At 69.1% G+C, this 19,589-nt stretch carries 24 protein-coding genes and 2 pseudogenes (1 of these 26 cut by a window edge); 10 read left to right on the top strand and 16 right to left on the bottom strand.

The window, feature by feature from the left end:
• Positions 1-82: 82 nt before the first annotated feature.
• Positions 83-565: an S-ribosylhomocysteine lyase gene (locus H565_RS0108220; RefSeq protein ID WP_027460620.1), complete on the bottom strand. Its 483-nt coding sequence runs from the start codon at positions 563-565 to the stop codon at positions 83-85.
• 97 nt (positions 566-662) lie between these two features.
• Here H565_RS0108220 and lspA point away from each other — a divergent pair, with 97 nt between their 5' ends.
• Positions 663-1,190 (top strand): signal peptidase II, encoded by a 528-nt coding sequence (gene lspA / locus H565_RS14790; RefSeq protein ID WP_034405406.1) that lies wholly within the window; start codon positions 663-665, stop codon positions 1,188-1,190.
• An 81-nt stretch (positions 1,191-1,271) separates the two neighbouring features.
• On the opposite strand, the gene rpmB is transcribed toward lspA, so the two are convergent.
• Positions 1,272-1,487 (bottom strand): 50S ribosomal protein L28, encoded by a 216-nt coding sequence (gene rpmB, locus H565_RS0108210; protein WP_027460619.1) that lies wholly within the window; start codon positions 1,485-1,487, stop codon positions 1,272-1,274.
• 196 nt (positions 1,488-1,683) lie between these two features.
• A complete protein-coding gene (locus tag H565_RS0108205; protein WP_027460618.1) occupies positions 1,684-1,953 on the bottom strand; it encodes a GlsB/YeaQ/YmgE family stress response membrane protein in 270 nt (89 codons plus the stop codon).
• A 312-nt stretch (positions 1,954-2,265) separates the two neighbouring features.
• On the opposite strand from H565_RS0108205, the gene thrC reads away from it, so the two are divergent.
• On the top strand, positions 2,266-3,303 hold the full coding sequence (gene thrC, locus H565_RS0108200; RefSeq protein WP_027460617.1) for a threonine synthase: 1,038 nt from the start codon (positions 2,266-2,268) through the stop codon (positions 3,301-3,303).
• A gap of 8 nt (positions 3,304-3,311) precedes the next feature.
• On the top strand, positions 3,312-4,223 hold the full coding sequence (thrB, locus tag H565_RS0108195) for a homoserine kinase (RefSeq protein ID WP_027460616.1): 912 nt from the start codon (positions 3,312-3,314) through the stop codon (positions 4,221-4,223).
• A gap of 169 nt (positions 4,224-4,392) precedes the next feature.
• Here the strand turns inward: thrB and H565_RS0108190 are convergent, their stop codons facing one another.
• Positions 4,393-6,615 carry an MMPL family transporter gene (locus H565_RS0108190; RefSeq protein ID WP_027460615.1) on the bottom strand — a complete coding sequence of 741 codons (2,223 nt, stop codon included), beginning with the start codon at positions 6,613-6,615 and terminating at the stop codon, positions 4,393-4,395.
• A gap of 39 nt (positions 6,616-6,654) precedes the next feature.
• The gene (locus H565_RS0108185; RefSeq protein WP_027460614.1) at positions 6,655-7,437 is read right to left on the bottom strand and encodes an APH(3') family aminoglycoside O-phosphotransferase; all 783 of its coding nucleotides are present in this window, start codon (positions 7,435-7,437) and stop codon (positions 6,655-6,657) included.
• A gap of 51 nt (positions 7,438-7,488) precedes the next feature.
• On the opposite strand from H565_RS0108185, the gene H565_RS0108180 reads away from it, so the two are divergent.
• Genes H565_RS0108180 through H565_RS0108170 form a run of 3 tightly spaced genes read left to right on the top strand, consistent with a single transcriptional unit; the run spans position 7,489 to position 9,559 of the window.
• Entirely contained in the window at positions 7,489-8,382 is an 894-nt protein-coding gene (locus H565_RS0108180; RefSeq protein WP_027460613.1) for a hypothetical protein, read from the top strand.
• Positions 8,379-8,717 (top strand): hypothetical protein, encoded by a 339-nt coding sequence (locus H565_RS0108175; RefSeq protein ID WP_027460612.1) that lies wholly within the window; start codon positions 8,379-8,381, stop codon positions 8,715-8,717. Before H565_RS0108180 ends, H565_RS0108175 begins: the two co-directional genes overlap by 4 nt.
• An 8-nt stretch (positions 8,718-8,725) precedes the next feature.
• The gene (locus tag H565_RS0108170) at positions 8,726-9,559 is read left to right on the top strand and encodes a CDP-alcohol phosphatidyltransferase family protein (protein ID WP_027460611.1); all 834 of its coding nucleotides are present in this window, start codon (positions 8,726-8,728) and stop codon (positions 9,557-9,559) included.
• Here H565_RS0108170 and H565_RS0108165 read toward each other — a convergent pair.
• From H565_RS0108165 to H565_RS16705, 5 genes and pseudogenes are all read right to left on the bottom strand, one after another.
• Positions 9,538-10,209 (bottom strand): DUF2270 domain-containing protein, encoded by a 672-nt coding sequence (locus tag H565_RS0108165; RefSeq protein ID WP_027460610.1) that lies wholly within the window; start codon positions 10,207-10,209, stop codon positions 9,538-9,540. The two genes, H565_RS0108170 and H565_RS0108165, sit on opposite strands and share 22 nt — an antisense overlap.
• 61 nt (positions 10,210-10,270) lie before the next feature.
• A complete protein-coding gene (locus H565_RS0108160; protein WP_211232126.1) occupies positions 10,271-10,915 on the bottom strand; it encodes an MBL fold metallo-hydrolase in 645 nt (214 codons plus the stop codon).
• Between the two features lie 16 nt (positions 10,916-10,931).
• Positions 10,932-11,876 (bottom strand): DNA polymerase III, encoded by a 945-nt coding sequence (locus H565_RS0108155; protein WP_027460608.1) that lies wholly within the window; start codon positions 11,874-11,876, stop codon positions 10,932-10,934.
• Between the two features lie 7 nt (positions 11,877-11,883).
• On the bottom strand, positions 11,884-12,645 hold the full coding sequence (locus tag H565_RS16710) for a metallophosphoesterase family protein (RefSeq protein ID WP_027460607.1): 762 nt from the start codon (positions 12,643-12,645) through the stop codon (positions 11,884-11,886).
• A gap of 38 nt (positions 12,646-12,683) precedes the next feature.
• Positions 12,684-12,875 (bottom strand): annotated as a pseudogene (locus H565_RS16705) (S66 family peptidase); the annotation flags it as partial.
• Positions 12,876-13,020: 145 nt separating this feature from the next.
• On the opposite strand from H565_RS16705, the gene H565_RS16595 reads away from it, so the two are divergent.
• Together H565_RS16595 and H565_RS17040 are read left to right on the top strand one after the other, a co-directional pair.
• Complete coding sequence (locus H565_RS16595) at positions 13,021-13,329, top strand: IS1 family transposase (protein ID WP_169726664.1); 309 nt, start codon at positions 13,021-13,023, stop codon at positions 13,327-13,329.
• Positions 13,330-13,388: 59 nt separating this feature from the next.
• Positions 13,389-13,742, top strand: a pseudogene (locus H565_RS17040) (IS1 family transposase); the annotation flags it as partial.
• Here H565_RS17040 and H565_RS14785 read toward each other — a convergent pair.
• The 4 genes from H565_RS14785 to H565_RS0108125 form a co-directional block, all read right to left on the bottom strand.
• Positions 13,721-14,278, bottom strand: coding sequence for a macro domain-containing protein (locus tag H565_RS14785; RefSeq protein WP_034408857.1), 558 nt, complete (start codon positions 14,276-14,278; stop codon positions 13,721-13,723). The pseudogene H565_RS17040 and the gene H565_RS14785 sit on opposite strands and share 22 nt — an antisense overlap.
• A 5-nt stretch (positions 14,279-14,283) precedes the next feature.
• A complete protein-coding gene (gene gmk / locus H565_RS0108135; RefSeq protein ID WP_169726665.1) occupies positions 14,284-15,012 on the bottom strand; it encodes a guanylate kinase in 729 nt (242 codons plus the stop codon).
• 86 nt (positions 15,013-15,098) lie between these two features.
• Positions 15,099-15,545 (bottom strand): hypothetical protein, encoded by a 447-nt coding sequence (locus H565_RS0108130; RefSeq protein ID WP_027460604.1) that lies wholly within the window; start codon positions 15,543-15,545, stop codon positions 15,099-15,101.
• 199 nt (positions 15,546-15,744) lie between these two features.
• Positions 15,745-16,041, bottom strand: a complete 297-nt coding sequence (locus H565_RS0108125) for an Lrp/AsnC family transcriptional regulator (RefSeq protein WP_027460603.1) — start codon at positions 16,039-16,041, stop codon at positions 15,745-15,747.
• A 206-nt stretch (positions 16,042-16,247) separates the two neighbouring features.
• On the opposite strand from H565_RS0108125, the gene ahbA reads away from it, so the two are divergent.
• A complete protein-coding gene (ahbA, locus tag H565_RS0108120; RefSeq protein WP_027460602.1) occupies positions 16,248-17,315 on the top strand; it encodes a siroheme decarboxylase subunit alpha in 1,068 nt (355 codons plus the stop codon).
• A 69-nt stretch (positions 17,316-17,384) separates the two neighbouring features.
• Here ahbA and H565_RS0108115 read toward each other — a convergent pair whose 3' ends face one another.
• The gene (locus H565_RS0108115; protein WP_027460601.1) at positions 17,385-18,296 is read right to left on the bottom strand and encodes an SDR family oxidoreductase; all 912 of its coding nucleotides are present in this window, start codon (positions 18,294-18,296) and stop codon (positions 17,385-17,387) included.
• A gap of 93 nt (positions 18,297-18,389) precedes the next feature.
• On the opposite strand from H565_RS0108115, the gene H565_RS0108110 reads away from it, so the two are divergent.
• Complete coding sequence (locus H565_RS0108110) at positions 18,390-18,599, top strand: hypothetical protein (RefSeq protein ID WP_027460600.1); 210 nt, start codon at positions 18,390-18,392, stop codon at positions 18,597-18,599.
• A gap of 65 nt (positions 18,600-18,664) precedes the next feature.
• Here H565_RS0108110 and tkt read toward each other — a convergent pair whose 3' ends face one another.
• Positions 18,665-19,589, bottom strand: partial view of a transketolase gene (gene tkt / locus H565_RS0108105; RefSeq protein WP_027460599.1) — the end only. Its footprint extends 1,082 nt past the window's final position; only the last 925 of its 2,007 coding nucleotides appear in the window; the start codon falls outside the window, past its right edge; its stop codon occupies positions 18,665-18,667.

Here is a 19,589-nt window from a genome sequence, read left to right as displayed (position 1 = left end):
CCCGCCCCCTTGTCAACTCCCCCGCGCCGGGCTTTCGCTCAGGCAGCGGGGGATGGGACGACTTTGGGCCTGCCAGACGAGCTTAAACCGGATTTTGCGAGCGGGAAAGGAGGACCGTTTCCTGAATCTTGAGGCCCTGGCTCAGGGCGTCGCGGGCGTGCTGCCGGGCCGCCGCGAGGTCATGGTCGCGGTAGTTGCCGCATTCCAGTTCGCTCACGCCGGGGATGGGGCGGTCATGGGCCTCCACATCCCGCAGCGCCTGCTCGAACGCGCGCAGAACGCCCGCCTCGTCCGGCTCCCCGATGACCGCCAGGTACATCCCGGTACGGCAGCCCATCGGCGAGACGTCCACCACGTCGCAGAGGTGGTCGCGCAGGTAGCCCGCCAGCAAATGCTCCAGCGTGTGGAGGGCCGCCGGGTCGATGGCCCCGCGGTTGGGCTGAAGCAGGCGCAGGTCGTATTTGCTGATGGCGTCGCCCCTGGGGGTGCGCTTGATTCCGGCCAGCCGCACGTAAGGGGCCTGCACTTTGGTGTGGTCGAGGTCAAAGGATTCCACGTTCGCCATGGCTTCATTCTCGCGGGGCGGCGGCTCGACAATGTGACCTGCTGGCCAGCACGGGCAGAGCGCCACCGGGCCGGGTGCATCCGGCATACTGCGCGGCGTGCCCACCTTGCTTCGCCCGCGTGTCTTTCCCGTCTGGGTTCCGCTGCTGATTGCCGCGCTGCTGGTCGCGGCTGACCAAGCGCTCAAGGCCTGGGCACTCGCCAACTTGACCTATGGGGCTGACCCCATCCCCTTCCTGCCGGGGCTGCTGGAGTGGCAACTCACCTTTAATACTGGGGCGGCCTGGAGTCTGTTTTCTGGGTCAGCGGTCCCGCTGGCCCTCGTGCGGCTGCTGGTCGGGGCGGGGCTACTCGCCTACTTGGTGCTGCGCCCCTCACCCCGCCTGCTGTCCGTTCTGCTGGCGATGATTGCCGCCGGAGCCATCGGCAACAGCATCGACGGCCTCACCCAAGGCCGGGTGACGGACATGTTTCACTCTCCGCTGCTGAGCGCCGTCACCCAAGCCCTGGGCGCGGGCCACTTTCCCATCTTCAACGTAGCGGATATGTGCGTGGTGTTCGGCACGCTGCTGCTGGTGCTCGTCAGCTTCGCGCAGGAGCGCCCTCACAAGGCAAACCCCACCTGATAGGGCCTTCTCCCCAATGGGTGCCGCCCCCAGCGCTGAAGCCAGGGGCGGCACTTAAAAAATGGGAAGAGGGTCAGGCCTTCAGATAAGGCTCTTGCGGCACTTGTTGCACACGCGCATGCGCACCGCGACGCCACCGCGGTAGACGGTCAGGGGCTGGAGGTTGGGCTTCTGAACCCGCTTGGAGATTCCGGTGACCTTGCGACCCACGCCGCCCTCGGCGCGGGCCTTACCACGGCGAATGACCGAGTTGACGACAATCGGCCCCTTACCGCACACTTCGCACACTCTCGACATGTTCCTTACTCCTTCTTCAACCTGACCCGGTACTGTGCCGGGGCCAGCGGCCTCCAATCAAGCCAAGCAGGTGACCTGGGGGGCTGCCGCCGCGCCGGGCGGGGTCAGGCAAGCCTTCCAACTCTAGCACACGGTGCCGGAAGGCATGAAAAAAGGCCCGGCCTCCAGAGGAAGCCAGGCCCGAACACGGTAACCTTTAGCGCAGCACCCGCAGCGCTTTGAGAATCGCGATGAGCACCACGCTGCCGATGACGCCCCAGATGATGCTCCAGAAGCTAAAGCCGCTGCCCGCGACCTGCGCCCCGCCAATCCCCAGCAGGTTGCCGAAGAGCCATTGAGCGAGCACTGCACCGACAATCCCAATCAGGATGTTGGCGACCGCGCCTTGCTGAGCGTCCGTCTTCATAATCAGGCTCGCGAGCCAGCCGCACAGCGCACCCACCAAAATAAGAATGATCCAACTCATAGCTCTCCCTCCAGGACGTTGAACTTCAACGCTCTCACGCTCGTTGTGCCTGCACAATGGGACTGAAGGGGGTCGCACAGTGTAGCTTGGCCCACGTTCTCAAGGGCAACCCAAGGGCAGATGGAGGGGAGGCGAACCCACCCTTAAAGTCTGTGCTGGAAGGAAGCTGGAGCGGAGGCCCGGCAACGTCCCTGGTGCGCTGGAGCGGCGTGGACCTCTCGGCCCAGACAACAGGCGGGGAGGTGGCCCCTCTGGGCCGGTAGCATGCTCCGCACCGGCTGCGTGGAGGTGGTCGCAGCGAGGAGGCTCCTGATGTCTGGACTGTTAACACGCTACCGCGAGTACCTGCCGGTCACCGACCGTACCCCCCCCCTCAGCCTGCACGAGGGCAATACGCCCCTGATTCCGGCTCCGGGCCTGAGCGAGCGCCTGGGCGTGCAGCTCTTTTTGAAGTACGAAGGCCTGAATCCGACCGGCAGCTTCAAGGACCGCGGCATGGTGATGGCGGTGGCCAAGGCGGTCGAGGAAGGGGCCGATACGGTCATTTGCGCGAGCACCGGAAACACCAGCGCGGCGGCGGCAGCCTACGCGGCGCGGGCGGGGCTACGCTGCGTGGTGCTGATTCCGAACGGCAACATCGCGCTGGGCAAGCTCGCGCAGGCGGTGGCTTACGGGGCCGAGGTCGTGGCGGTGAACGGCAACTTCGACGCGGCGCTACGGCTGGTGCGGCAAATCAGCGCCGAGCACCCCATCGCTCTCGTGAACTCGGTCAACCCCTACCGCCTCCAGGGTCAGAAAACGGCGGCTTTTGAGATTGTGGACGTGCTGGGCAAGGCTCCCGATGTGCTTGCCATTCCGGTGGGGAATGCAGGCAACATCAGCGCGTATTGGATGGGCTTTCGCGAATACCACGCAGCGGGGCAGAGCACGAACCTGCCGCAGATGTGGGGCTTTCAGGCGGAGGGGGCCGCGCCGCTGGTGAGAAACGCCATCGTGGACGAGCCGCAGACGCTGGCGACGGCCATTCGCATCGGCAACCCGGCGAGCGCGGACCTGGCGCGCTCGGCGGTGCGCGAGTCGGGCGGGCGGCTGGATATGGTCAGCGACGACGACATCATGCACGCCTACAACCTTGTGGCGCGGGAGGGGGTGTTCTGCGAACCGGCGAGCGCGGCCCCAGTCGCGGGGCTGCTCAAACAGCACGCGGCAGGACTGCTTACGCCGGGGCAGACGGTGGTGGCGGTGCTGACAGGCAACGGGCTGAAGGACCCCGACGCCGCGCTGCGGGCGGTGGAGGCTCCCCAAGCAGTTCAGGCCAGCTTGGAACACGTGCTGGAGCGGATTCTTTGAGGAAGGTGATGCCCCTTCCCTTCACTGTCCGCGCCCCGGCGAGCAGCGCCAACCTGGGGCCGGGCTTTGACAGCCTGGGGCTAAGCCTTCCCCTCTACACCACCCTCACGGTGACCCCGCAGGAGAAGACCGAGGTCATCCCCCTGGGGCCGGAGTTGGCCGGAACCCCTGCCGACGAACGGAACTACGTCTATCAGGCGATGCGCCTGGCGGCGCGGCGGGTGGGGCGCGGGTTGCCGCCCGCCCGCATTGAAATCCGGACCGAGGTCCCCTTGGCGCGGGGCTTGGGAAGCAGCGCCGCCGCCCTCGTCGCCGGAATCGTTGCGGGGAACGAATTGCTGGGGCGGCCCCTAAGCGGGGCGGAGGTGCTCGACCTCGCCGCCCGTGAGGAAGGCCATCCTGACAACGTGGCCCCAGCGCTGCTGGGGGGCATCGTGGTCGCTACGCTCGACAAGCTCGGCACCCACCATGTCCGGCTGAACCCCCCCCCGCACCTCGGCGTCACGGTGCTCATTCCCGACTTCGAGCTGTCCACGAACAAGGCGCGGGCAGTGCTGCCAGGTGAGTACAGCCGGGCGGACGCCGTACACGCCCTCTCGCACGCGGCGCTGCTCGCGGCGGCCCTCGCGCAGGGTCGGCTGGACCTGTTGCCGCACGCGATGCAAGACCGGCTGCACCAGAGCTGGCGCGCACCGCTGGTGCCGGGCCTGAGTGACATCCTGGAGGGGGCGACCGAGCACGGCGCACTGGGCGCGGCCCTCAGCGGGGCGGGGCCAACCGTGCTGTGTTTCCGCGACGCGCGGGAGAGCACGTCGCGGCTGCACGTCTTCTTGCATGGGGTGCTGGAGAAGCAGGGGGTGGCCGGGAGGGTGCTTGACCTTCCCATTGAGACGGGGGGGACGGTGGTGGAGGGAGGGTAGGCGCGGGGCGGCCGGGCCTCATACAGATTCCGGAGAATCCGTTCCAGCCCCTTCGCTCCGCTCTCCTGCGGAGCTGTGCCAGTACGGTGCTTTCACTCCTCTCCGTCATCCTGGTTCCTTCTCCCGCTGGTCGGGATGCACAGTTCTGGAAAAACTGTGCATCCGGAAATCAATGCTCCAGCCGCAGCCGGGGCAACAGGCGGTCAAGCCACCCTGGCAGCCACCAGTTCCAACGCCCGGCGAGCTTGAGGAAGGCGGGCACGAGGACAAGGCGCACCAACGTGGCGTCCAGCGCCACCGCGACCGCGAGGCCCAGCCCGATGCTCTTGTTCGCCACGACCCGCCCAGCGATAAAGGCCGCAAAGACGATGAACATAATCAGCGCCGCCGAGGTGATGACGCGGGCGGTGCGGCCTACGGCGAGCACCACAGCCTCATCGCCATCGTGGCCGCGCAGCACTTCTTCTTGTACGCGGGAGAGCAGGAAAATCTCATAGTCCATGCTCAGGCCGAAGAGCACCGCGAAGAGGATGAGGGGCAGGCTGGAATCCAAGACGCCCACGTCATTCGGGATGCCCAGCGGCCCGGCCAGAAACCCCCCCTGCACGACGAGCGTGACCACCCCGTAGGCCGCCCCCACCGTCAGGGTATTCATGAGCAGGCTCTTGAGAGGTACCAGCAGGCTGCGAAAAGCCACCATCAGCAGCACGAAGGTCGCCGCGAAGACGGTGAGAACAGCGGCGGGCAGCGCCCCCGTGAGCGCCCGGCTGAACTCGCGCTCGCCGACCGGGGCACCCCCCAGCAGGAAGCGAAAGCCGGACGCCTCCAGCACCCCGCGCAGCCGCCCCTCGAAGGGGTCTATCTGGTCGGCCCGCAGGTAGGCATCGGGCACCACCGTGACCCGCAACAGGCGGCGGTCTTCGCTCAAGGAGCGCTGGGTCAGCAGGCTGAGGGCGGCGAGGGCGTCCGTGCCGCCGCTCCCCGCGCTTCCGGCCAGGTCGGCGGGCGTCAGGAAGGGGCTGACCACGGTCTGGACGCCTGGCAAGGCCCGCAGCTCCTCCACAACCCGCTGAAAGCGGGCGCGGTCATCGGGGCCGTAGCGCCCCTCGCCCAGGTCGAGGATGACCTCGAACTGGCTGAGCAGCCCGCCCGCGCCGAGGGCACGCACGTCGGCAAGGGCGTCACGGCTCTCGACGCCGGGGGTCAGGCCCCAGGCTCCCGCGTAGCCCGTCCGCATGTTCAGGGCGGGGAGGGCCAGCGTGAGCAGAAAAAGGGTGCTGAGCAGGACCGCGAGGCCGGGCCGCGAGGTGACCCGGCGGGCCAGGGCCGTCCACGCCGCCGACGCCCCCGCGTTTTGCGCCCAGGGAAAGCGCAGGAGCCGGGGGCTGTTGACCCGCTCGCCCAGCAGAGCCAGCAGCGCGGGCAGTGCCGTCACACTCGCCGCGACGGTGAGCAAGACGGCGAGCATCCCCCCCAGCCCCATCGAGCGCACGAAGGCGAGGGGCGGCAGGACCAGGGCTGCCATCGCAATCGCGACCGTTAGGCCGCTGAAGAGCACGCTGCGCCCGGCGGTCAGGACCGTGCGGGCCGCCGCCCCCCGCGCGTCACGGTCCTTGCTCAGCTCCTCGCGGAAACGGTTCACCATCAGGAGGGCGTAATCGATGCCCGCCCCCAGCCCCAGCATGGTGATGACGCTCTGGGCGAAGGTGCTCACCTCGGTGACGCGGGTTAAACCGTACAGTCCCGCCATCGCGACCGTGATGCTCAGGACCCCCACCAGCAGCGGCAGCCCGGTCGCCACGAGCGCCCCGAAGACGCCCAGCAAGACCAGCGCCGTGAGGGGGAGCGCCGCGAACTCGCTGCGCTTGGTGTCCGACTCGGCGAACTCGGTGAAGTCGTCCGCGATGGCCTGCCCCCCGGTGACCCGCACGCTCAGGCCGTCTCCCCCGGCACGGGCGGCGTAGGCCCGCACGCGGGCGAGCGTCTCGGTCGCGCCCTCCTCCAGCGGAATCTGCGCGACCGTGAGGGACAGGCGGCCATCCGCACTCACGGTGGGCACCGCCCCCTGAGACCCAGCGGCCAGCACGCGGGTCACGCCGGGCACCTCCCGCAGCCCGGCCAGCAGGCGGTCATAGGCGGCCCGGCCCGCCGGGGTGGTCAGGGGGGGGTCGTGGCGGATGACGAGCAGGGCAGTGTTCGTGTCCTCCTCCCCGAAGCGCTCCCGCAACAGGGTGGTCACGCGGGTGCTCTCGGCGTCGGCGAGGCCGCCAGGGTCGGCGCTGAGATGGCGGGGGGCCAGGGAAGCCGGGGCGGCGCTGAGCAGCGCGAGCAGGCCCCACAGCGCGAGCACCAACCAGGGGCGACGGGTCACGAACTCGGAGAGGGCACGCACGGGGGCCAGTAGAGCACGGCGGGAACCGCCGGGGGGCAGCTAGAACAGCTCGTCGAGCAGGCAAAAATAAGCCAGCTTGCGCTCGTCGACGAGCGCTCGCCCGTAGAGGTCGAGGAAGCGCTCGGCGTGTGCTTCCCCCAGGTCCTGGGTCAGGCTGCGCCAGGCCAGCGCGAGGTCCGCGTGGCGGTCGGCCAACCCCGCGCGGCCCACGTCCACGAAGCCCTCCACGAACTCGCCATTCAGAATCAGGTTGGGGAGGCAGGGGTCGCCGTGGGTGACCACGAGGTCCTCCTGCCCTGGCCGGGTCCGCACCAGCTCGTTCCAGACACGGACCGCCGTCCAGCCCCGGCGCTCGTCGTCAAAATCCGACTCGTCGACCACCCCCGCCTCCACCCGCTCGCGGGCGAGGCGCAGGGTGACGGGGAGGGTCATGGTAAAGGGGCAGTCGCGCAGCGGCAGGGCGTGCAGTTCGCGCAGGGCGCGGGCGAGCAGGTCCACGACCCGTTCGGGATGCAGCAGGGCGTCGGGATGGCTCATGGGGATGCCCGGCAGCCGGGTCAGGGCAAGGTATTCGTGGGTGGGCGTGACCTCGTACCCCACCACCCTGGGTACCGGAACCCGCCCCGCCAGCCAGCGCAGGCGCTCGCGTTCCTGGAGAAGGGTGGAGACGGGCAGGCCGCCGCGCTCCTGGACCTTGAGCACGTACCTTTGACTGCGCCACACGCCCGCCCCGCTCTCACCCTCCGTCACGGCCTCCCAGCGGGCAGCGGGCAGCACGCGGCGCAGGGCGTCCGGGAGGTCGGGGCCAGGGCGGGCGGTCATGCCCCGCAGGATACGCGCCGGGGAAGGGGGAGCAGGGTACACTGCCGAGCGATGAAGGTCGGTCTGCTAGAAACGCTGGGCGCGCGCTACGGGCGGTACTGGAGTGCGTTCCTCAAGGAACTGGGGGCAGAGGTGGTGACGCCCGCCCTCTCCCCCGCAGAGGCGTTCGCGCTGGGCCGCGAGAGTCTGGCCGACGCCCCGGTGCAGGTACAGCTCGCGCTGGGGCGGCTGCTCGCGCTGGGGCGGGTCGACCTCGCGCTGCTGCCGCAGACGCCGCCGCTGCGGGGAGACGCCTGGGGCGAGGCCCTGCCCGATCTGCTCGCCCGCCGCTTGAGTGGGCTGCCGCCCCTGCAAGCGCTGCCCGACGGCGGCCCAGAGATGGTCGCGGTGGCCACCGACTTGGGCCAGCGCCTCACCCGCAATCCTGGCCGGGTGCGGCTCGCGCTGGAGCGGGTCAAGCCCCTGGCGGCCCCGCCCCGTGAGGAGATGCCCCCCCTCAGCCGCGCTTCTCAGGTCACGGTGGCGGTGATTGGTCCGCGGGCGCTGCTGGGCGACCTCTTCCTGAGTGCGGGCCTGCGGGCGGCGCTGGCCGAGCTGGGGCTGCACCCGGTCTTCTCGCCCGACCTGCCCCCCTCACAGGTGGCGGCCAGAGCCGAGCGAATGGAGAGAGCCGCTGCCGCCCCTGCGGGCGAGCGGGAGCTGTACGGGTCTCTCAAGCTGCTGGAGGGCAAAAGCGCGGTGCGCGGGGTGGTGCTCGCCTCTCCCGCCCGTGACGGCGCGGCGAAAACGGCCCTGGAGCGCCTTGCCGGGCAGACGCACAAGCCCGCGCTGGTGGTCGACGTGGACGCTGGGCAGCGCCAGTGGCCTGAGCTGGAAGCCTTCCGCGACCGCATCACCGTGGGGGCTGCCGCCCGGCCTGCCGCGCCAAGCGGGGAGGACGCTTGAAGCTCTGGCGCTGGCTGATGACCCCGGACCCCGAACCGGGTTTCACCCGGCGCAAGCTGGGGCGGCTCCTTATCCGGGTGCTGCTCTTTACGGTGGTCGCGACCCTGCTCTCCGGGCTGCTGCGGCTCGCCGGGCTGGGGCCGTACCTCGATACTTGGTGGGGCACCCTCCTCTTTGTCCTGCTGCTGTACGTCCCCTTCTTCCGTTTTCTGACGGTGGATACCTTCGTGCCGGGGCGGCCTGCGGTGGATACCCGGCAACCGCGTCGCCGTGAGCGCCAGCGCTACGCGGGGGTTCGCAAGCGGCCTCCCCAGGCGGGGGGACGACGGCGGTAGACTGACCCATGACCTACGGCAAGGCCCGCCCCGCCCGCGAGTGGGCCTCCGAAACGGTGTTTCGGCCCCTGGCCGGGCGGCTGCTTCCGGCGCTGGTGCGGCGGCGGGTGAACCCGCTGGCGGTGGTCTTGACCCATACGGCCCTGGGGCTGCTGGCCGGGGGGCTGCTGCGGCGCGGACACCGGCTGACCCCAGCCCTGCTGCTGCAAGGCAAGACCGTGCTGGACAATCTCGACGGGCAGCTTGCCCGCGCTACCGGGCAAACCACCGAGACGGGGCGCTACCTCGACTCCGAGCTGGACGCGCTGGCGAACGCCGCCGTACTGACCGGGCTGACGGGCCGCTGGGGGCCGCCGCTAACCCTGCTGCTGAGCCTGATTCTGAGCACCGATTACCTCTGGGAGCGTGACCACCGCGAGGCGCGGGGCGAGGTCTTCCGCGCCCCCCCCGCGCAGCCGGACACCCATCCGCACCTGCTGCGGCTGCTGCGGCTACTCTATGCCGCCTACTTCCTGCCGCAGGAACGCGTGCTCAGCGCCCTTTTCGAGGAGCGGCTGCGCCGGGCCGTGGGGGGTGACCCCACCCCCGCCGACCGCCGCGCTTACACGCCCGCCGCGGTCAACCGGGTGGCCGTCAACCTGGGCCTCAGCACGCAGCTGCTCGCCCTGGGGGGAGCACTCGCTCTGCGGCGGCCCCGGCTCTACCTCTGGAGCCTCCCCGCGCAGGTTTTGCTGCTCGTGGGGGTGCAGTTTTGGCGCGAAGAACAGGTGCGGGCGCGGCGGGCAGCCAGCGGAAGGCCATCCAGCTCCCGGCATCCTTATCAGTCCTCCTCCAGCGGGTAGGTCCGGGCGGCCCGCACCGCAAGCACAATCAGGTAGAGATAAAAAGCCCCCACCCCCAAAAACACCAGCCAGCCGGGAAAGTTGCCGATATCCGCCAGGGAGAGGGCCGCAGGAAACTCTAGCACCCAGCCCCTGGGCATGGAGAGGTCCATCTTGGCAAACCAGGCGAGCAACACCGCCCCATAAATCCAGAGGTAGTTGCGATTCAGCCGCCAGCCCAGCGCGTCGGCGCGGGACATTGGCGAGCGGGGCTTGCTCAGCTCGGCGAGCAGGAGCTGATGCCATCCGGCATCGACCCGGTCGCCCAGCATCGCCGGGTAGAAGAAGCGCTCCATGATGCGGACTCGGTGATGGGCAATCTCGAAGGTCCGGAACCGGCGGGCTTCTAGCCTCAGGAAGAAGTAGTTCATGCCCATCGCAAAAAGAAAGGTGGCGTGCGAGTTGTTGACGTCCCCCAGCGCAAAGGAAGCCAGGCCCGCCGTCGTGACCACCGCCCAGTTGGTGGTCATGTCGAGCCGCTGGCGGTAGGCCGTCATCTTGCCCACCTCGGCGCGGTAGAGGTGAATCAGGGCGTTGGCCGCGTTGGTGGAGTAATCGCGGTCGCTGAGGGCACCCAGGAGGGGGGCAGGCGCGACGGGGCCGGAGGTCATGGCCGCGCCCCCGAACCCGAACGGACAGGCAGGCTCATGGCTCCAGGGTACGCCCCTCCCCTCAGCGCAGGAAGGGATTGCTGCGCCGCTCGGCCCCCACCGTCGTCGCCGGACCGTGGCCGGGGTAGACCGCCGTCTCGTCCGGGAGGCTCAGCAGCTCCCGCGTGATGCCCGCCAAGAGCTGGCGGTGGTTCCCGCCGGGCAGGTCGGTGCGCCCGATGCCGCCCTGAAAGAGGGTGTCCCCCGCCACGACCACCCCGTCTCCCACAAAGACCACGTGCCCCGGCGAATGCCCCGGCAGCTCGCGGGTGGTCAGGGTCAGGTCGCCCGCCTTGCAGGTCTGCCCGCCCCGCAGCTCGTGCTCTGGGTCGGCGGGCTGCGAGAAGGGCAGGTTCCAACGGGCCGCCGACGACGCCCCCAGGCGGTAGAGGGGCAGGTCAGCAGGATGCAGCCACACGGGGACCCCCAGCGCCTCCCGCAGGGGCTGCACGGCCCCGATGTGGTCGAAGTGCGCGTGCGTCAGCAGGATGCCCCGCACGGTCACGCCCGCCCCACGCACCAGCGCCAGAATCCGCTCCGCGTCGTCGCCGGGGTCGAAGAGGAAGCCCTCGTTCTGCGCTCCGGCCACGAGCACCGCGTTTTCTTGGAGGGGACCCGTGGGCAGGGACCAAACGCGGACCGCGCCATGTTGCTTCGGCTGAATCATGGCCAGGAGTCTACGGCTAGCCCTCCAGCCCAAAGGCCTCCCGCAGCCGCAGGGCGAACACCTGAAAGCTCAGGCTGGGGCTGGCGTAGGCGGCCAGCGCGTCTTCTAGGGCGCTTAAGGCCGTGTCCGCGCGGGCACGCTCGTGGGGGGGGCGCTCCCGCCAGATGAAGCGCAGGGCTTCGGGATGCCAGGTTGCGTCCCAGCGCTTTTCCAGTCGCTCGGCGGCTTCGAGGGCCGCGAGCAGTCCCCCGGCCAGCGCCCCGCTGAACTCGGCGGCGTCCGCGAGGGCCGCCCGCACCGCCTCCCGCGCCTCCAGCACCCCGGCCCGCCCCGCCGCGAACGCGACGAGCGCCGGATCCGCATCCTCCCCCAGCCCCGCCAAGCCGCGTTCGACCGCCCGGTCGGGCACCGGGGCCACGTCCAGGCGGGCGCTGCGGCTTTGGATGGTGGGCAGCACCGCGCGGCGGTCTTCCGCCAGGAAGACGAACAGCGCCCCGTGCGGCGGTTCTTCCACCAGCTTCAGCAGGGCGTTGGCCGCCTCCAGCCCCAGGTATTCGGCCCCGTCCACGACGACCACCCGGCGGCGAAAGGTGGGGCGGACCTCCAAAAACTCATAGACATGCGTCTCGTATTCGTGCGATTTGTCGCGGGCCGCGAGCACCGCCCCCACCGGGATGACCCGCCGCCGCGCCGCCTTGCCCGTGCTCGTCGTCGTGCGCGGCTCCACGATGAGGAGGTCGGGGTGCGCCCCCGCCGCGAGCGCCCGGCACGACGGGCAGACCCCGCAGCCCTCGCCGTACATCCCCCGCGTGCCAGAGCAATTGTGCGCCCCCGCAATGGCCAGTGCTGCTGCCCGCTTGCCCACCCGTGCCGGGCCGCTCAGCAACAGGGCATTGCCGGAAAAGGCTGCCGCCTGTTCGAGCAGCGGGCCGTGCAGGAGGGAAGCGGGCGGGGGGGTCATGCGGCCCTCAGCGCCCCAGCGCCAGCCGCGCCGCGAGCACCGGGGGCAGCCCGGCCTCCAGGATGGCGGTCTGCGCAGCCTCGACCGGATAGGCCACCCGAACAACCTCGAAGGTCTGCCGCCCCACGTCGAAGAGGGCGTAGCTCGCTCGCGGGTCCCCGTCGCGGGGTTGGCCCACGCTGCCGGGGTTGCAGATGGCGCGGATGCCGGGGGGCAGGAGGTAGCTTCCCCCAGCACTCAGGCCCTGAAACTTGACCCACTCGCCCACCGGGGCATGGAGCGCCGCGTACACGCCGGGAAGATGGGTGTGCCCCACGAAGCCCAGCCGCCCGCCCCACCCCGCAAAAGCGTCCCGCGCCGCCGTCACCGAGTCCGCGTAGGTGTCCAGGCTGAGGGGGGTGCCGTGGCGAAACCGCGCCCCGACCTCCCGGTCTTCAAGGCCGTCGGGCCAGGAGGCGACCCAAGTGAGGTCGTCGGCGCCGAGCTGCCCGAACTGCCACTCCAGCGCCGCGCCCACCACGCCCCCGCTGCCGAGCAGCTCTCCCCCGCCCCGCCCCAGCAGGTCGAGGCCCATCTGCTCGTGGTTGCCCCGGATGCACTCGGCCCCCAGCTCCCGCAGCCGGGCGAGCACCTCCGCCGGGTTCCCCCCGTAGCCCAGCGCGTCGCCGAGCATCACGGCGCGGTCGTACCCCCGCCCCGCCGCATCCGCCAGCACCGCCTCCAGCGCGGGGGCGTTGGCGTGGATGTCAGAAAGCAGCAGCAAGCGCACCGCGCCATGATAGCCGCCCCCCTGCGCCTGCGGCACCCTCAGGGCCAGACCGTGACCCGCCCCGCCGCCGGGTCCAGCCGCGCCCGGCCCCCCAGCGGCAGGGTGAGCTGCGGACTGGTGTGCCCAAAATCCATGTTCGCCACGACTGGGAGGTCCCCCCGCCCGGCCTCGCGCAGCACCCGGCGCACCCAGCCGTACAGCTCCACCACCATTTCCGGGGTGTAGTCGCGGTAGGCCGGATGGCCGGTCCGGGACACGAAAAAACCGCCCACTTGGGGCGGTGATGTTGGAAAGTCTAGCGTGGTATGCGGTGGGGGTCAAGTTATGCGGCGGCGCGGTAGTGGCGTTCAGGGCATGACGGGTGTTCAATGAAGCATGAACGGTCCGGACTGCCCAGCGTGCGGTGGCGTCTACACCGTGAAAAATGGTCACGCCCATACTCATAAGCAACGGTATCTGTGCCGGGTGTGTGGGGACCAGTTCACTCTCAACCCCACCTGGCACCGGATTTCTCCGGAAACCGAGGCGTTGGTGGACCGATTGTTGACCGAGCGCCTCTCGCACCGGGGGATTTGCCGGGTGGTGGGGGTGAGCCGGTCCTGGTTGCGCCGACACCTGATGAAGCTGGAAAAGACCGTACCACACAGCCTTCAGCTGCCCGATCCGCCAGCAAAAAAAGCCTAAGCACTCCAGGACCAGCGGCGCTGGTCCTGGAGTGCGACGAGTGATGCACGTTCGTCGGGCGTCACGACCGCCCCCTTTGGCTGTGGCTGGCGATGGACCGGGCCACCCGACGCATCGTCGGGTGCTTTGTAGGTCAGCGAGACGCGCTGGGCGCGTTCGGACTCTGGCAGAGCTTGCCCACCCCTTCCCTGGATGCTGTGTGTCACACCGACGGCTTGCGGTGCTATCAGGGGGTCGTTTTCGGGTCCCTTCACCGCATTGGAGGCACCCAGCACCTGGAGCGCTTTAATGCCACCTTACGGCTGAGATTGGCCCACCTGGTGCGAAAAAGTCTGTCCTTCTGCCGCAAACAAGCCAACCTGGAAACCGTACTTTGGCTCTTCATCCATCGCTACAACGCGTCATTACCCTGAACCCTCGACCGCGGCGCTTCGGCCTCCCACTGCACCTGGGCCTCCTGAAAAACCCGCAGCGTTTCCTCGCCGTAGAGCACCAGCCGCACGCTAAGGCTGGGCCGCCCAGCCAGAAACGCGTGAATGGTCCGCATGGTCACCCCCGCCGCCTGGGGCAGGGGGTAACCGTAGACCCCGGTGCTGATGGCGGGCAGGGCGACCGAGTCGCAGCCGTGCTCGGCGACCAATCGGAGGCTCTCGCGGTAGGCCCCGGCCAGCAGGTCGGCCTCGCCTTGCCCCCCGCCGCGCCAAACCGGGCCGACCGCGTGGATGACGAAGCGCACCCCCTGGCGCTCCAGCCCGAAGGCGGGGGTGATGACGGCGGTTCCGGTGGGGGTGCCTCCGATGCGCCGAATGGCCCGCAGCAGCTCTGGACCGGCAGCGCGGTGAATCGCGCCGTCCACGCCGCCCCCGCCCACCAGTTCCTTATTCGCGGCGGTGACGACGGCGCAGGTGCGCTCGCGGCTGATGTCGCCCTGAACGAGCTGAAGGGGCATGGCCCTTAGCCCTCCACCACGCGGCGCAGGTCCTCGGTGCTGAGCGCCCCACTGCGAACCGTCTCGGCAAGGCGCAGGGCGGCGCGGTCTTCTGCTGTCCACTCGGCTTCGGGGCGGCGGCGAGCACGCTCGGCCCGCTGCACGGCCCGCAGTTCCTCGACGGCGCGGCTCAGGTCGTCATTGACCACCACGTAGCGGAAGTCGTGGGCGTGCATGATTTCCTCGCGGGCGCGGGCGAGGCGCTTTTCGATGCGCTCCGGCGTCTCGGTCGCGCGGCCCGTCAGACGGCGGCGCAACTCGGTGAGGCTGGGGGGCATGATGAAAATCAAGATGGCCTCGTCGCCCAGGCGCTCCTTCACCTGCATGGCCCCCTCCACCTCGATTTCAAGCACCACATCCTGCCCGCGGGCCAGGGCGGCCTCGATGGGTTCGATGGGCGTGCCGTAGTGGTTGCCCACAAACTGCGCGTGCTCCAAAAACCCGCCCTGCCGCACCTTGTCGAGAAAGACTTCGGGCGTGACAAACACATAGTCCACCCCGTCCCGCTCGCCGGGCCTGGCCTCACGGGTCGTCCACGAGGTGGAGTAAAACACGTTCTGCCCGGCCAGCCAGCGCTCGCGCAGGGTGCCCTTGCCCACCCCGGACGCGCCGGTAATCACGAGCAGCAGGCCCCGCTGCGAATGGGGCGGGGCGGCGGGGTCAGAGGGGTGGGCCGTGCCGGGTTCATTCACCATCATTCGCCACAGCATACGGGGCACGGGGGGGAAGGCGTGACCCTGTCTCCCCCCTCTGGCCGCTTCGCCCCGGTCCCCCTGTCAAGTTATTTTCGGCGGCTGCGTGCCTTGCTCTCGCCCGCCCCTGTGCGCACGCGGCTCTTGCCCAGGTTCTGGCCTTTTTCGTAGTTCGCCTGCATCTTGCGGCGGGTTTCTTCGGCGAGCGCCTTGAAATCGACCAAGCCCGCCGCGATGTTCTCGGCGGTGGGCTTGACCTTCCCCGTTGGCCGGGTGCTCGCAAGCGCCGCATTCGTTTCCTGGAACCAGGCTTCAAAGTCGGGGGTCACTTCAAAGAGCATGTCGCGGGTGTCGCGTTGATAGCTGCCCCCGCCGCCACGCCGCGCAAAGGTCTTGGGCATGGTGAAGCGCTCGGTGAGGAAGGTCGCGTCAAACTTGCCGACCCGCACGGCCTCTCGGAACTGCTTGACAAAGGCGTCGCTGCGCTGGGGATTGCTGAGTTCCTGAACCTGCTCGCTGAGTTTCTTGTAGGTCACGGTGTCCTCCTCCCTGAGTATGGGTTGACAGCCCGCCCCTGTAAAGAGGAATGGTCCCTGTCATGAACTCTGAAGGTCACCCTTCGTTGTCGGAGCGGCCCTTCTTTCCCTGGTGAGACGCTTTGGTGCCTCCCAGCGCTCTGCGGGGGCTGGGGGCCATGCCCCAAAGCCCCCCTTGCGCGCACCGCCGCCCCGCTCTTTATGAAATCGCCCCCCCTTCATCCAGCCCCACGCCAAACCCTTGGTCGAGCAAGGCCTCGCTGTAAGTGCGGAAGGCCAGCATGGTCTGGGTGCGCACAATGCCTTCCACCCGGCGCAGGTGCCCGGTCACCACATCGTCTAAGTCCTCGTAGCGCTCCAGCTTGAGCAAGACCACGATGTCCCACTCGCCCGTCACGGAGTACGCCTCGCGCACACCGGGCACTCCCGCGAGGGCCTCGGCGGTTTCCTGAATGCGTTGGCGCTCGGCCTGCACCATCACGATTGCTGTGACCATGGGGGCATTGTGGCCTATTTGGAGCCGCCAGCCGCCAGCTTTCCACCAGAGCACGCCGTTCCAGATGTGGTATCCGCCGCTTTTGCATTTCCGTTCTCACCGGCGGCGCAGGGCTGGCGGCTGGCGGCTGAAAGCTGGCCGCTCCCCTTTCCCTGACCGCCCGTTCGGGGACGTTCGCCGGGGGGGCGGCGGGCTACCCTAGGGGCATGACCGCTCCTGCCCCCACGCCCGCCCCGGCGTCCCCTACGCCCACGCCACGTGAGCAACTGCTCAACCGCATCCAAAAAGACATCCCCATCGTGCGCCGCCCCTACCAGGTGCTGGCCGAGGAAGTGGGCCTGACCGAAGCTGAGGCCCTGGACATCCTGCGGGAGGTCAAGGCGGCGGGCGTGTTGCGGCAGGTCAGCGCCATCTTTGACACCCGCACCCTGGGCTATCAGTCCAGCCTGGTGGCCGCCGTCTACGACGAAGACCAGCTCGACGCGGGGGCCGAGGTCGTGAATGGGCACCCCGGCGTCAGCCACAACTACAAGCGCAACCACGACTTCAACCTCTGGTACACCATCGCCGTGCCGCCCGAAAGCGACCTCGAAGCGCACGTGCAAAAGCTCCACGAACAAAGCGGGGCCAAGGTCACCCGGCTGATGCCCACCCTGCACCTCTTTAAAATCGGCGTCGAGTTCGACATGACCGGCAAGGAGGAGTGGAACGCCAAAGCCAAGCCCCAGTACACCGCCGAGCAGCGCAACATCGGCTACCAGGTGACCGACCTCGACCGCGCCTTCGTGCTGGAGTTCCAAAAAGACCTGCCGATGACCGAGGAACCCTACGCAGACGCCTGCGCCGCCCTGGGCCTGAGCATCGACGAGCTGGCCGCCCAGGCGGAGAAGATGAAAGCGGCGGGGGCCTTGCGCCGCGTCTCCGCCGTGTTCCGACACCAAAAGGCGGGCTTTACCTTTAACGCCATGGGCGTGTGGGCCGTGCCGCAAGACCGCGTGGCCGAGGTGGGCCGCCAGATGGCCGAGTTCAAGGCCGTCAGCCACTGCTACCTGCGCCCCACCTACCCGGAGTGGCCCTACACCATCTTCACGATGGTGCATGGCCGCTCTAAGGAAGAAGCCTTCGGCAAAATCAAGGCCATCGAAGAAGAGGTCGCCCCCGGCATCCAGCACGCCATCCTCTACTCGACCAAGGAGTACAAGAAGGTGCGCCTGGAGTTTTACAAGCCAGAGTTTTACGAGTGGGCGCGGAAGAACCTGGGCACGGAGGCTTGAGGGCCGTCCGCCCTGAGCAACCAGCCGTCAGCCTGAACAAGCTGACGGCTGGTTGTCTCTCTTTTCCCTTTAGCCGTTGACCACTTCGCCGCCGTTGGGGTGCAAGACTTGCCCGCTGATGTATGAAGAGTCCTCGGAGGCGAGGAACACGTAGGCGGGGGCCACCTCGGCAGGCTGGCCGGGGCGTTCGAGCGGCACGTTCTGGCCGTGCTCGGCGACCCGTTCTTGGTCGAAGGTGGCGGGAATCAGGGGGGTCCAGATGGGGCCGGGGGCCACCCCGTTGACGCGAATCTTTTTCTCGGCAAGGTTTTGGCTGAGGCTGCGGGTAAAGGCGACAATCGCCCCCTTCGTGGAGGAGTAATCCAGCAGTTGTGGGCTGCCCTTGTAGGCGGTCACGCTCGTGGTGTTGATGATGGACGCGCCCTCGCCCAGGTGGGGCATTGCCGCCTGGGTCAGGTAGAACATCCCAAAGATATTGGTGCGGAAGGTCCGCTCCAGTTGCTGAGGGGTGATGTCGGTGATGGAGTCCTGGGGGGTCTGCTCGGCGGCATTGTTAACGAGGATGTCGAGGCTGCCCAGCTCCTTCACGGTGCGCTCGACAGCTTGGCGGCAAAACTCCGGGTCCCCGATGTCCCCCGCGATGGCGACGGCGCGGCGGCCCTCGGCCTGCACCATGCTCGCGGTGTCCTGGGCGTCCTCGTGCTCGTTGAGGTAGAGGATGGCGACATCCGCCCCCTCACGGGCGAAATGCACGGCAACCGCTCGCCCGATGCCGCTGTCGCCGCCGCTAATCAGGGCGACTTTGCCCTCCAGCTTGCCGCTGCCGCGGTACCCCTCCCGAATCACCACGGGAGCGAGGCTCATCTCGGCTTCGCTGCCGGGCTGGGTGTCCTGGGTCTCGCCGGGCACCTCCTGGGGCATCCTCTCGGTGGGGGCGGTTTCGGGCCGGGCGCTGGGGTTCTTGGGGTCCTGGTCCGTCATGGCCCGACTGTTTCATCTCCGTCCCGCGCCCCTTCTGCCCCAGCTCACAAGCTTGAGGAGGCGTGAAGGTGGGGGCTGCTCTAGCTTCCACCCATGACCACGGCGCTGGTGCTCATCGTTTTTTCGCTGGCCGGGGTGGGGGGCTTGCTGCTCACGCGGCGGCTGATGACGGTGACGCGGGGCAACCGGGGAGCCACCAAGCGGGCCGTCACGGCCAAGCGGCGCCAGTTCCCCCGCGCCACCCGCGCCGAGTTGCTGGAGATGGTCGACGACGAGTCCCGCCGTGACCATGCCCGCGACTGAACGCCACGGACAGCGAAAACGCCCGCCCCCCCTGCCGGAAAGCGGACGCCAGGCGCGTGCGGGAGTTAGCGGGCCAGCACGTCCTTCACGGTCTTCACCACGTTCTCCACGCTGAAGCCGAACTTCTCGAACAGCACCTTGGCAGGAGCCGACGCGCCGAAGGTCGTCATGCCAATGACGGCCCCGTCAAAGCCGACCCACTCGTACCAGGGCGAGGGGGAGGCGGCCTCGATGGCGACGCGGGGCACGCCGGGCGTGAGTACCGAGTCGCGGTACTCGCGGTCCTGCTCGCGGAAGACCTCCATGCAGGGCATGGAGACGACGCGGGCGGCCACGCCCTCTTCCGCCAGCGCCCCTGCCGCGTCCAGGGCAAGGCTGACCTCCGAGCCGGAGGCGATGAGGATGACCGCCGGCTGCTCGGCGTCGCGCATCACATAACCGCCCCGCTTCATGCCCTCGCGGTTGGCGGGCAAGACGGGCAGGTCCTGGCGCGAGAGGGCCAGCGCCGTCGGCCCCTTGCCGTACTCCAGTGCCATCAGCCAGGCGGTGGCCGTCTCGTTGGCGTCGGCGGGGCGGATGACGCGGGCACCCGGCACGGCCCGCAGCATGGCGAGCTGCTCGATGGGCTGGTGGGTGGGGCCGTCTTCCCCCAGGCCGATGGAGTCGTGGGTGAGCACATAGGTCACGGGCTGCATCTGGATTGCGGAGAGGCGGAAAGCGGGCTTGAGGTAATCCGCGAACACCAGGAAGGTGCCCACGAGGGGACGCGGCCCGCCGTAGAGCGCCAGCCCGTTGGCGGCGGCGGCCATGCCGAACTCGCGCACCCCGAAGTAGACGTTGCGGCCCCCGTAGGAACCGGGTTCCAGCGTGCCGCCGTCCTTGATGGTGGTCTTGGTGCTGCCGGAGAGGTCCGCGCTGCCCCCCATCAGCCCCGGCACGACCCCCGCCAGCGCGTTGATGACCTCGCCGCTGGCGTTGCGGGTGGCGACG

The organism is Deinococcus murrayi DSM 11303 (assembly GCF_000482805.1).
Classification (GTDB): Bacteria; Deinococcota; Deinococci; order Deinococcales; family Deinococcaceae; genus Deinococcus; species Deinococcus murrayi.
This window is presented reverse-complemented; position numbering and strand designations above follow the sequence as displayed.